This is a genomic window from Rathayibacter sp. AY1D2, assembly GCF_002932695.1.
Lineage (GTDB): Bacteria > Actinomycetota > Actinomycetes > Actinomycetales > Microbacteriaceae > Rathayibacter.
In genome coordinates this window covers 19644-32319 of sequence record NZ_PSVX01000022.1, presented here as the reverse complement: position 1 = coordinate 32319, position 12676 = coordinate 19644, and the positions used below count along the sequence as shown (strand labels likewise).

Here is a 12676-nt window from a genome sequence, read left to right as displayed (position 1 = left end):
CGAGCATGACCGGCACTGATCCCGACGCCGCCGTGGGGTTCCGACCCGACCAGCTGGACGGCTTCCGCATCGGGGTCACCTCCGACCGCCGCTCCGAGGACCTGATCGCCGCGTTCGAGCGCCGCGGTGCCGCCGTGACGCACGCCCCCACCATCCGAATGCGCGGCGTCGACACCGAGGGCGCGCTCGAGGAGGAGACCCGCGCCATCGTCGCCGCCCGTCCCGACGTGCTCCTCGCCACCACCTCCTACGGCCTGCGGCGCTGGCTCGAGGCCGCGGACGCCGCGGGGATCGAGCTGGCCGACGCGCTGTCCTCCGCGCGGATCCTCGTCCGCGGGCCCAAGGCGCGCGGAGCGATCCGTGCGGCGGGTCTCGACGACCACGGGATGAGCGAGCGCGAGACGACCACCTCCCTCGTCGACCTGGCTCTGCGCGAGGGCGTCGCCGGCCGCACGATCGCGGTGCAGCTGCACGGATTCACCGACCCGGCTCAGCTGCAGCGTCTCCGCGACGCCGGCGCCCGGGTGCTCACGGCCGCGCCCTACCGCTGGAGCGTGCACGAGGACTCCGCCCGGGTGCTGCGGCTGATCGACGCGGTCTGCGGAGGGGGCATCGACGCCGTCACCTTCACCAGCGCGCCGGCGGTGGAGGCGCTCTTCACGGTCGCGGAGGCCGCGGGCCGCCTCGACGACCTCCAGGCGGCCTTCCGCGAGACGGTGGTCGCCGCCGCCGTCGGCCCGGTGACCGCAGCACCCCTGGTCGAGGCAGGGATCCTCCCGGTCGTGCCGGACCGGTTCCGGATGGGCGCGCTCATCCGCCTGACCTGCGAGCACCTCGAGCAGGCGTCGCCCCGCATCGAGACGGCCTTCGGCACTCTCGAGCTCCGAGGCCGGCACGCCGTTCTGGCCGGGACCCGGGTGGCGCTGACCCCGGTCGCGCTCGCGCTGTTCCGGACTCTCGTCGCCGCCGAGGGCGCGACCGTCGCGCGTCACGTCCTCGCGGCCTCCGCGCCGGAGGCTCTCGACGACCACGCGGTCGACGTCGCTATCAGCCGCCTCCGTCAGGCCCTCCCCGAACCGCGGCTCGTGGCGACGGTGATCAAGCGCGGCTACCGGCTCGCGACCCCGCTCTGAGCGGCGGCGCGGTGCCACACTGAGCGCGTGGGCAGGCTGAGGGTCGTCGTCGCGCCCGACTCCTTCAAGGGGTCGGCGAGCGCGGTCGAGGTCGCGCGGGCGATCGCCGAGGGCTGGAGCGCTGCGCGCCCGGGGGACGAGATCGTCCTCGCGCCGATGGCCGACGGAGGAGAGGGCACGGTCGAGGCCTTCGCACTCGCGGTCCCGGGGTCGCTTCGGCGGCCGGTCGTCGTCCCCGGCCCGGACTCCCGGCCGGTCCGCGCCTGGTGGCTGCTGCTCCCCGACGGGACAGCCGTCGTCGAGCTCGCCTCCACGAGCGGCATCACGCTGCTCGACCCGCTCCGACCGCTCACCGCGCACACGCGCGGCTTCGGCCGCGCGATCGCCGCCGCCCTCGACGCGGGGGCGCACGCCCTGCTGCTGGCGATCGGCGGCAGCGCCTCGACCGACGGCGGAGTCGGAGCGCTCCGCGAGCTCGGCGCACGCTTCTCCACCACCTCCGGCCGCGACCTCGGCGAGGGAGGCGGTGCGCTGCCCGCGCTCGCCGCCGCCGACCTCCGCGCGCTGCGTCCTCTGCCGCCCGGAGGCGCGGTCGTGCTCAGCGACGTCGCGACCCCGCTGCTCGGCGACTCCGGGGCGGCCCGCGTCTTCGGACCGCAGAAGGGGGCCGGCCCCGAGGACGTCCTCCTCCTCGAGAGCGGCCTCCGCCGTCTCGCTGCGCACCTGGACGCGGATCCCGATGCGCCGGGCTCCGGGGCGGCGGGCGGGACGGGCTTCGGGCTGCTCGCCTGGGGCGCGCGCCCGACCTCCGGCGCCGACGCCGTCGGACGGGCGATCGGGCTCCCGGCGCTCCTCGCGGGCGCGGACGTCGTCATCACGGGGGAGGGGCGCTTCGACGCGCAGTCCGCCGCCGGCAAGGTCCCGGTGCACGTCCTCGCGCTCGCCGAGGCGGCCGGGGTGCGGACGCTCCTCGTCGCCGGGGCGATCGCGGCGCCGACTCCCGGCTTCACCGCGGCGGTGTCGCTGACGGAAGCGGCGGGCTCCTCGTCCGCGGCCCTCGCGGACCCGTTCCCGCACCTGCGCGCCGTCGCCCGGGAGTGGGCCGCGCAGCTCCTCTGACCGTTCGCGTTGTCGGTGGTCGGGCGTACCGTCCGGGCATGCCCCGCGATGCGATCCGACCACCACATCTTGTGGTCGAGCCGCCGCGCGGACCCCACCGGTCGGGCATGCCGACACGCCGTGGCGCGTTGTACACAGTGAACGGGATCCTTCTGTCCACACCTGTGGATGGTTCGTCCGGATCCGCGTCCTTCCGCGGTTCCACGGGCTCCGGCCTGTGGATGAACGGGGGAGGAACCGGTGGATAACTACACGGCTGTAACTACTACGTCTAGTGGGCTGACGCCGGCCCGCCCCCTATATGTAGTATTGCTGAGCAGGTCGGAGCGAGAGCCCCACCGGCACCAAGAACTCACCCGGACCACCCTCCGACCCCGCCCGCATCGCGAGCCGCCGGTCGGGGAGCGGCACCGGGACACCCCCTCCGAAAGGCGACACCCATGGCTGTGACGGTCTACACCAAGCCCTCCTGCGTCCAGTGCACCGCGACGTACCGCGCCCTCGACAGCAAGGGCATCGACTACGAGGTGTTCGACCTCTCCGTGGACGAGAAGGCCCTCGAGGCCGTCAAGGCCCTCGGCTACCTCCAGGCGCCGGTCGTCATCACGGACGACGACCACTGGTCCGGCTTCCGCCCCGACAAGATCGCGACCCTCTGAGGCGCACGGACGGCGATCCGCAGCGTCGTCGGCGGGCGCCGTAGCGCCGCTGCGGCTTCCTCCTCCGCCTTGCGGCTCACCGCGCAGCCGCCTCGGAGGCGGGACCGAGAACAGCAGCTGACGGGGAGAGGGGCCGGAGGATGAGCGGGCTCGTGTACTTCTCCAGCAGCTCGGGGAACACGCACCGGTTCATCGAGAAGCTCGGACGGCCGGCGCAGCGCATCCCGCTCCACGCCCGCCGCGACGGAGCCGCCCTCGACACGCTCCACGTCCACGAGCCGTACGTGCTCGTCCTCCCCACCTACGGCGGCGGCAACGGCGGAGGAGCGGTCCCCAAGCAGGTCATCCGGTTCCTCAACGATCCGTGCAACCGCTCCCTGATCCGCGGCGTCATCGGCGCCGGCAACACGAACTTCGGCGAGGCGTACTGCCTCGCCGGCGACATCATCGCCCGCAAGTGCGAGGTGCCGCACCTCTATCGATTCGAAGTATTCGGAACACCCGACGACGTCCGCGCCGTCGACGAAGGATTGGACACGTTTTGGACGCAGCAGTGATCGACGCTCCCCGCGACGCCGCACAGATGGACTACCACTCGCTCAACGCGATGCTGAACCTCTACGGCCCGAACGGAGAGATCCAGTTCGACAAGGACCGCGAGGCCGCTCGCGAGTTCTTCCTGCAGCACGTCAACCAGAACACGGTGTTCTTCCACACGCTCAAGGAGCGCCTCGACTACCTGGTCGAGAAGGAGTACTACGAGCAGGCCGTGCTCGACCAGTACTCGTTCGAGTTCATCCAGCAGCTCAACGACCTGGCGTACTCGAAGAAGTTCCGCTTCGCGACCTTCCTCGGCGCGTTCAAGTACTACACCTCGTACACGCTCAAGACGTTCGACGGGAAGCGCTACCTCGAGCGCTTCGAGGACCGCGTCGTGATGACCGCCCTCGGCCTCGCCCAGGGCGACGAGACGCTCGCGACCGCCCTCGTCGAGGAGATCGTCGCCGGCCGCTTCCAGCCCGCGACCCCGACCTTCCTCAACACCGGCAAGGCCCAGCGCGGCGAGCTCGTCTCCTGCTTCCTGCTGCGCATCGAGGACAACATGGAGTCGATCGCCCGCGGCATCAACTCCGCGCTCCAGCTCTCCAAGCGCGGCGGCGGCGTCGCCCTCTCGCTCTCGAACATCCGCGAGGCCGGCGCCCCGATCAAGCAGATCGAGAACCAGTCCTCGGGCATCATCCCCGTGATGAAGCTCCTCGAGGACAGCTTCAGCTACGCCAACCAGCTCGGCGCGCGCCAGGGCGCGGGAGCGGTGTACCTCTCGGCGCACCACCCCGACATCCTCCGCTTCCTCGACACCAAGCGCGAGAACGCCGACGAGAAGATCCGCATCAAGACGCTCTCCCTCGGCGTCGTCGTGCCCGACATCACGTTCGAGCTCGCGAAGAACAACGAGGACATGTACCTCTTCTCGCCCTACGACGTCGAGCGCGTCTACGGCATCCCCTTCGGCGACATCTCCCTCTCGGAGAAGTACCGCGAGATGGTCGACGACCCGCGCATCAAGAAGACCAAGATCTCGGCGCGCGAGTTCTTCCAGACCATCGCCGAGATCCAGTTCGAGTCGGGCTACCCCTACATCGTGTTCGAGGACACGGTGAACCAGGCGAACCCGATCAAGGGCCGCATCAACATGTCCAACCTCTGCTCCGAGATCCTCCAGGTCAACACTCCGACGACCTACAACGAGGACCTCTCCTACGCGCAGATCGGCAAGGACATCTCCTGCAACCTCGGCTCGCTGAACATCGCGCTGACGATGGACTCGCCCGACTTCGGCCGCACCATCGAGACCGCGATCCGCGGCCTCACCTCGGTGTCCGACCAGTCGCACATCACCTCGGTCCGCTCGATCGAGGACGGCAACGACAAGTCGCACGCCATCGGCCTCGGCCAGATGAACCTGCACGGCTACCTCGCCCGCGAGCGGATCCACTACGGATCCGAGGAGGGCATCGACTTCACCAACATCTACTTCTACTCGGTGCTGTTCCACGCCCTGCGTGCCTCCAACAACCTCTCCATCGAGCGCGGCACCACCTTCGAGGGCTTCGCCGACTCGAAGTACGCCTCGGGCGAGTTCTTCGACACCTACACCGAGAAGGAGTGGGCGCCGGCCACCGAGCGCGTCTCCCGCCTCTTCGCCGACTCGGGCATCGCGGTCCCCACCCGGGACGACTGGCGTGCGCTCAAGGCCTCGGTCATGGAGCACGGCATCTACAACCAGAACCTGCAGGCCGTCCCGCCGACCGGCTCGATCTCGTACATCAACAACTCGACGTCCTCGATCCACCCGATCGCGTCGAAGATCGAGATCCGCAAGGAGGGCAAGCTCGGCCGCGTCTACTACCCGGCGCCGTTCATGACGAACGACAACCTGGAGTACTACCAGGACGCGTACGAGATCGGCTACGAGAAGATCATCGACACCTACGCCGCCGCCACGCAGCACGTCGACCAGGGCCTCTCGCTCACGCTCTTCTTCAAGGACACGGCGACCACCCGCGACGTCAACCGCGCCCAGATCTACGCCTGGCGCAAGGGCATCAAGACGATCTACTACATCCGCATCCGTCAGCTGGCGCTCGAGGGCACCGAGCTCGACCAGTGCGTCTCGTGCATGCTCTAGAGCACGCAGCCCCACCCCCCTCCGCACGACCCATCCGCAGCAGCGAGAAGGAATCATGACTCCCCCCGAGAAGCTCAAGCTCGTCGACTCCGTCCAGGCGATCAACTGGAACCGGATCCAGGACGACAAGGACGTCGAGGTGTGGAACCGCCTCACGAGCAACTTCTGGCTGCCCGAGAAGGTCCCGCTGTCGAACGACATCCAGTCGTGGAACACGCTCACGCACCAGGAGCAGCAGCTCACCATGCGCGTGTTCACCGGGCTCACCCTGCTCGACACCGTGCAGGGCACCGTCGGCGCCGTCTCGCTCATCCCGGACGCGATCACGCCTCACGAGGAGGCCGTCTACACGAACATCGCGTTCATGGAGTCGGTCCACGCCAAGTCGTACTCCTCGGTGTTCTCGACCCTGTCGAACACACAGGACATCGACGAGGCCTTCCGCTGGTCGATGGAGAACCCGAACCTGCAGAAGAAGGCGTCCATCGTGATGGACTACTACCGCGGCGACGACCCGCTGAAGCGGAAGGTCGCCTCCACGCTGCTGGAGTCGTTCCTCTTCTACTCGGGCTTCTACCTGCCGATGTACTGGTCCTCGCGCGCCAAGCTCACCAACACGGCCGACCTCGTGCGCCTGATCATCCGCGACGAGGCCGTGCACGGCTACTACATCGGCTACAAGTTCCAGAAGGGACTCGAGCGGGTCGACCAGGCCAAGCGCGACGAGATCAAGGACTACACGTTCTCGCTGCTCTACGAGCTCTACGACAACGAGGCGCAGTACACGCAGGACCTCTACGACCAGCTCGGCCTGACCGAGGACGTCAAGAAGTTCCTGCACTACAACGCCAACAAGGCGCTGATGAACCTCGGCTACGAGCCGATGTTCCCCAAGCAGGTCACCGATGTGAACCCCGCGATCCTGTCGGCCCTCTCGCCCAACGCGGACGAGAACCACGACTTCTTCTCGGGCTCCGGCTCCTCCTACGTGATCGGCAAGGCCGTGAACACCGAAGACGAGGACTGGGACTTCTGAGAGCTTCTCTCTGAGGCCCCGGCGAACACCTGGTCAGAGGCCCGGATCCGCGAAATCTCGCGGTCTCGGGCCTCTTTCGTGCCCTCTTCGAAATGACAGAGGAGGACAGAGGTGACCAGGAATACCCGTTCGGTGGGGCATGCGGGTGGCACGAGCACACCTCCCTCAAGGAGGCGAGAGGGTCCGGCACCTGAAATTTCGGGTTGGCGAGCGGCCGGCATGGGGAGCAGCCGACGCGGCACGCTACGTGGCGTGCAGGTGACCACTGAGCTTGGCTACCCCTCGCTCGTCGTCAGCTTCCGCAATGATGGCGAAGGGCCGCGGACCGGGACCGGGCGCTCGACACTCGGGTACTTTGAGGCCGACGATGTTGAGGCTGCGGTCGAGTACGCCGTCGAGCACGGCGCCGAACGCATCGTCTTGTTCGGGTGGTCGATGGGTGCGGCCATCGCGCTACGAGCAGCCGATCGGATGCGCTCCAGCGGCGTGATCGCGGGGCTGGTCTTGGACTCTCCAGTTCTCAGCTGGATCGAGGTGATCAAGGCCAACTGCGTGCGCAGCGGTCTTCCTGTCGTGGGGGGCCATCTCGCTACACCGTGGTTGACGATTGATCCACTCGCCCGCACGGCCGGGCTGCAGGGAGGCATCCCGCTTCGGGAAATGGACTGGATCGACCGCGCCGGAGAACTCTCCGTACCCACGTTGATCCTGCACGGCAGCCGAGACGACTCGGCTCCGATTCGCGTCTCGGATGCGCTCCGCGATCGACGGCCCGACCTCGTGGAGCTGGTGTTCTTCGACGCGGGGCACACGCTTGCCTGGAACTCGGCTTCAGAGAGGTGGCGCTCAACTGTCAGCTCATGGCTGTTGAGGAACCTGGCTGACTGACGTAGAGCGGCCACACCCGGAAAAACCCTACTCAACCCGGTATTGCTCCGATATCATCGGGAACGTCGGCCCGCCGAGGTCGAGAGGGAGGACCCTAGTGACTGAGCCGTGGCTTTCTGCCGACGACATCGCTTCCCATCTTGGGGTCACCAAGGACACCGTTTACGCCTGGATCGCCGAGAAGAGCATGCCCGCGCACAAGATCGGGCGCCTCTGGAAGTTCCAGGCGAGCGAGGTCGACGACTGGGTGCGCCGCGGTGGAGCTGCCGCGCCAGACGAAGCCGAATCCCCCTGACGAACAGCCCAAGCCACAGCAGCCCACAGCAGTGTCGGCGGTCCCTTGTATCCTGATCCACTGCCCAAAAACGAGAGGAGGTCCCGTGCTCGCTGACTCCCCCGAGCGCTATGCGCTGTCGTTTACGAGCGGTGGTCTCCTGATGCGCGAAGCCGCCGTGCTCGCATCCCTCTACCTCGCGGAGCGCGACTGGGGCCAGGTGCGGAAGATCGCCGTCGAGCGAAACGTCCTGCAGGCGCGCACTTCCTCCTCAAGCGTGCGGGTGATCCGTGAAACAGTCCAGCGGCTATCCGTGCTGACAGACGCCGAGATCAGCTTGCTCGCAGACGCTGGCCCGAGTGAGCAGCAGATCCTGATGTGGGCCGCAGCATGCCGTCGGTACGGTTTGATCGGGGAGTTCGCCGAAGAGGTCGTCCGCGAACGGTTCCTGCTGATGACGCCGAGCTTGAGCACAGACGACTTCGATCGCTTCCTCGTTGGAAAGAGCTTGTGGCGTCCCGAGCTGGACGAGCTGAAGCCATCGACGAGTATGAAGCTGCGTCAGAACGTATTCCGGATGCTGCAAGACGCCGGGTTGCTCACGGAGAGCGGGAGCATCGTTCCCGCGGTGATGTCGGAACGTGTCATTGAGACCTTGAACAGGCGTACCCCGAGCGACATCCGATTCTTCCCGACGACGACATCCGCAGGGGCCGAGCAATGACACAGACGAAGCGCAGCTTGCAGAGCGACGAGAGGCACGTCTACGACGTGCTCCGAAGCGAGCGATTCCTGAAGATGGAGGGGCTCTCGAAAGAGGTCCCCTTCTTCATCTACCACTTCCCGCCCTCGTGGACGCACGACGTTGAGAGCATGCGGGACCGGGTGCGGACGAAGCTCCAGAGTGACGACGGACTCACTGTCGCCCAGATCGATTTGTACGATCTCGCCGTTGAGCTCCTCACCGAGCGAGGCGTCTGGGAGCGAGTCGTCGAGCTGGAGCCGACGATGGACAAGGGCGAGTTCCGTGAGGTACTGCAGGGGATGCTCGATCCGCACGATCACATCGCGCCAGCCATCCGTATTCGCTTGCAGGGCCAGTCGAGCGACATCGTTTTCCTCACCGGACTTGGCGAGGTCTTCCCCTTCATCCGCACCCACACGGTGTTGGAGAACCTGCAGAGCGTTGTGGTGCGGCGCCCGATGCTTGCGTGGTTCCCCGGCACGTACGAGTTCACACAGACGGCTGGCCATCAGTTGCGCGCGCTGAATCTCAGCGCCAGTGACAGCTACTACCGGGCCAAAGACATTCTGGAGCAAGAAGCATGAGCGCGACCGTGATCAATGAGATTTTCGCGAAGCCGATCGGCCGCGCTATCGAGGGTGTCATCAAGGCAGATGACACCTCGCATCTCGCGACGGAGGTCGAGGAGTACGTCCTCACGAACGAAGCCGCCAAGGGGCTTGAGCATGTGCTTGAGGCATACACCAACTACACGAATGCCAACGGCGTGTGGATCTCGGGCTTCTTCGGATCCGGTAAGTCGCACCTGCTGAAGATGCTGGCGCACCTGCTGGGGGACATCGAAGGCCATGACTTCCCTCGTGCCCTCGTGTCTGAGCAGTTCCGTTCCAAGGCCGACGACGCGTTCCTGCCCGCACTGATCGAGAAGGCCGACCGGATCCAGTCGCGCAGCCTGCTGTTCAACATCGATCAGAAGGCAACGCTGATCTCCAAGGATCAGAACGATGCCCTGCTGAAGGTGTTTGTGAAGATCTTCGATGAAGCGCGGGGATATTACGGCAACCAGGGGCACATCGCTCGATTCGAGCGGGACCTTGATTCGCGTGGCCAGTATGACGACTTCAAAGCGGCGTTCGCGCGCGCTGCGGGAATCGAATGGGCGCGTGGCCGCGAACAGGCGGCGCTCGAAGCAGGGAACATCGACAAGGCTTTCGCTGAGGTGAACGGCGTGGAGAGCCCGGGCATCATCCGTCAGTACAGCGCCAACTACTCGGTATCGATCGAAGACTTCGCCGAAGAGGTCGCGGCTTGGCTTGAGAAGCAACCAGCAGACTTCCGGCTGAACTTCTTCGTCGACGAGGTCGGCCAGTTCATCGGTACGAATACGCAGCTCATGCTGAATTTGCAGACCATTGCCGAGTCACTTGCCACGAAGTGCAACGGCCGGGCGTGGATCTTCGTGACCTCGCAGGAGGACATGGAGAAGGTCGGCGGCGACCGGACCAAGCAGCAGGCGAACGACTTTTCCAAGATCCAGGCTCGCTTCAAGAACCGGCTCAAGCTCACCAGCCAGGACGTCGAAGAGGTCATCCGCAAGCGTCTTCTCGCGAAGACGGATGCCGCTGCCAGTGAGGTCGCAGCGGTCTACGACGGCGAGCACGCGAACTTCAAGACGCTGTTCGACTTCGTCGAGGGCCGCCACTACCCGAACTATCGCGACGAGTCACACTTCGTCGGCACGTACCCGTTCGTGACGTACCAGTTCCCCCTCTTCCAAGCCGCGATCGAGGGCATCAGCGACCACAACATCTTCGAAGGACGCAACAGCTCGGTGGGCGAGCGGTCGATGCTCGGCGTCGTGCAGCAGGTCGCAACCCACCTTGCCGATCGGCCGCTCGGATCGTTGGCATCGTTCGATCAGATGTTCGAGGGCATCCGTGCCTCACTGAAATCGGCAAATCAGCGGGCGATCATCAACGCCGAGAGCGCCACCGGCAGCGGCAAGCTCAGCGCGCTCGCGGTGCGCCTGTTGAAGGCGCTGTTCTTGGTCAAGTACGTCGACAGCTTCAAGGCCACGGCCCGCAATCTCACGGTCCTGGTATACGACCGCTTCGGTACGGATCTCATCCAGCTCGGTAAGGACGTCAACGAAGCCCTCAACGTGCTCGAGGCGCAGACCTACATTCAGCGCAACGGCGACCTGTACGACTACCTGACGAACGAAGAGCAGAAGATTGAGCAGGAGATCAAGGACGTCGACATCGACAACTCCGAGGTCTCCGCGAAGCTCAACAAGCTTCTCGCTGAGTCGGTCGTGAAGACGACCAAGACGGTCGCGAAGAATGGCCAGAATTTCCCGTTCGGCTACAAGCTCGATGGCACCCCGTATGGCAAGCAGCACGAGCTGGCGCTGCACTTCACCAGTCCCGAGACCGAGTTCAGCTTGGATCAGATCAAGGCGCACAGCGCGGGTCTCGATGAGCTGCGCGTTGTTCTCCCGGTCGAGGCGAACCGGATCCTCGCCGATCTTCGCTTGTTGCTGAAGACCGAGAAGTACGTCAAGCGTGCGCAGGGTTCGAGTCGCACGGCGATCGAGACCCGCATCCTCGGCGAGAAGGGCACCCAGAACGCCGAGCGCGAGAAGGAGATCGTCGAAAGGCTCCGCACTGCCGTTGGCAGCGCGACGCTGATTCACAATGCCGCAGTGATCGATGTCACCGCCAGCGACGCACAGAATCGAATCAATGACGGCTTCGCGAAGGTCATTGCGGCCACGTACACCAATCTGAGCATGCTGGGGGGCAAGACTTTCAGCGAGCAGGGTCTCAATGGACTGGTAAACCCGGCAGACGGGATGTTCGATGAGAGCCTCAGCATTTTGGAGGTGCCCGCCGATGATGTGCTCGGGCACCTGGAGATGCGGGGCAAGCGGCATGAGATGGTCACGATGAAGCAGCTCGTCGACCGGTACTCCGCCAAGCCCTTTGGCTGGGACCAATGGTCGATCGCTGCGGTTGTGGCCCACCTCGCTGGACAGTCGAAGATCGAGCTGCAGCTCGACGGCAAGACACTCGCTCGCACCGAGATAACCGGGACGCTGCGCAACACGCAGCGATACCCGAACCTCGTCGTCGCTCCGCAGAGGGTCTATGACCAGAAGATCGTGAACGCTTTCCGCAAGTTCGTCATCGAGTTCACGAACGACGGAAGCCTCACGAAGGATGCGGCTGAACTCGGACGTCTAGGGAAGGAACACCTCGAATCGAAGCTCGTCGAGCTGAAGGCACTGCGGTCCGGTGCAGCTGCGTACCCGTTCATCGACCAGCTGGACGAACCGATCCGGCTGTTGGGTGAACTGACGGCAAACAGCTCGGATTGGTTCCTGGAGCATTTCAACGAGGCTGCCACCACGGCGGACGAACTGCTAGACGCGAAGGACAACGCGATCGATCCGATCAAGGCGTTCCTCAACGGGAATCAGCGCAGCATCTACGACAACGCAGCGAAGTTCATGCAGCTCAACCGCACGAACCTTGGCTTCTTGACGGCCAGCATCTCCGATGGAATCGAGATCGCACTCGAAGATGCGCAGATCTTCCGTGGCAATAGGACGACCCAGCTTGGGGCTGCGATCACTGACCTGCAGGCGCAGCTCGGCGGCATCGTCTCCACGGAGCGCGACGCTGCCATCGGGTCGATCAACGACTACTGGAAGCAGGTGCCGGTCAGCGCAGCGTTTGAGCGTGCGACCGAGGCCTCTCGGGAGTCCGTGACTCGCAAAGCAGAGGCCGTGCTCGAGCGGGTGAAGCACGAGACGCAGATCCCGGCGATCCGCAATCTCGCAGCGCAGTTCGCCGACACGACCTACCCGGCCATCCTGGACGAGCTGGAATCGACGAGACAGCCGCCGCTGGACCCGGATCCTTCTGTGGAACCCGACACTGAATCGACACCGGACGGTCCCATCCCTCCGAAGCAACTGCTGAAGCAGAGCATCTCGATCAAGAAGCTCTCGCTTCCGATGGCCGGTGGATTGCTCGAAACCGAGGACGACATCAACGCGTACCTCGGCGAACTCCGTGCGCTACTCGTTAACACGATCAACGACAACAAGCGCATCACGCTCTAAGGAA

The 12676-nt window shown here is 65.5% G+C and carries 11 protein-coding genes; all 11 read left to right on the top strand.

The window, feature by feature from the left end; genetic code table 11:
• Positions 1-5 precede the first annotated feature (5 nt).
• The 11 genes from C5D04_RS07625 (at position 6) to brxC (ending at position 12672) form a co-directional block, all read left to right on the top strand.
• Positions 6-1133, top strand: coding sequence for a uroporphyrinogen-III synthase (locus C5D04_RS07625; protein ID WP_104288800.1), 1128 nt, complete (start codon positions 6-8; stop codon positions 1131-1133).
• Between the two features lie 36 nt (positions 1134-1169).
• Complete coding sequence (locus C5D04_RS07620) at positions 1170-2252, top strand: glycerate kinase (protein WP_104347525.1); 1083 nt, start codon at positions 1170-1172, stop codon at positions 2250-2252.
• Between the two features lie 440 nt (positions 2253-2692).
• Entirely contained in the window at positions 2693-2911 is a 219-nt protein-coding gene (nrdH, locus tag C5D04_RS07615) for a glutaredoxin-like protein NrdH (protein ID WP_068255139.1), read from the top strand.
• A gap of 140 nt (positions 2912-3051) precedes the next feature.
• Entirely contained in the window at positions 3052-3468 is a 417-nt protein-coding gene (nrdI, locus tag C5D04_RS07610) for a class Ib ribonucleoside-diphosphate reductase assembly flavoprotein NrdI (protein WP_104224357.1), read from the top strand.
• Between the two features lie 26 nt (positions 3469-3494).
• A complete protein-coding gene (nrdE, locus tag C5D04_RS07605; protein WP_104250945.1) occupies positions 3495-5600 on the top strand; it encodes a class 1b ribonucleoside-diphosphate reductase subunit alpha in 2106 nt (701 codons plus the stop codon).
• 55 nt (positions 5601-5655) lie between these two features.
• A complete protein-coding gene (gene nrdF / locus C5D04_RS07600) occupies positions 5656-6636 on the top strand; it encodes a class 1b ribonucleoside-diphosphate reductase subunit beta (protein ID WP_104224358.1) in 981 nt (326 codons plus the stop codon).
• A 258-nt stretch (positions 6637-6894) separates the two neighbouring features.
• Positions 6895-7524 carry a S9 family peptidase gene (locus C5D04_RS07595; protein ID WP_258068863.1) on the top strand — a complete coding sequence of 210 codons (630 nt, stop codon included), beginning with the start codon at positions 6895-6897 and terminating at the stop codon, positions 7522-7524.
• Positions 7525-7621: 97 nt separating this feature from the next.
• Positions 7622-7819, top strand: a complete 198-nt coding sequence (locus C5D04_RS07590; RefSeq protein ID WP_104347521.1) for a helix-turn-helix domain-containing protein — start codon at positions 7622-7624, stop codon at positions 7817-7819.
• An 85-nt stretch (positions 7820-7904) separates the two neighbouring features.
• Positions 7905-8522: a DUF1819 family protein gene (locus C5D04_RS07585; protein WP_104347520.1), complete on the top strand. Its 618-nt coding sequence runs from the start codon at positions 7905-7907 to the stop codon at positions 8520-8522.
• On the top strand, positions 8519-9127 hold the full coding sequence (locus C5D04_RS07580) for a DUF1788 domain-containing protein (RefSeq protein ID WP_104347519.1): 609 nt from the start codon (positions 8519-8521) through the stop codon (positions 9125-9127). The genes C5D04_RS07585 and C5D04_RS07580 overlap by 4 nt, the downstream gene beginning before the upstream one ends.
• Positions 9124-12672 carry a BREX system P-loop protein BrxC gene (gene brxC, locus C5D04_RS07575; RefSeq protein ID WP_104347518.1) on the top strand — a complete coding sequence of 1183 codons (3549 nt, stop codon included), beginning with the start codon at positions 9124-9126 and terminating at the stop codon, positions 12670-12672. The genes C5D04_RS07580 and brxC overlap by 4 nt, the downstream gene beginning before the upstream one ends.
• The last annotated feature ends 4 nt before the right edge of the window (positions 12673-12676 follow it).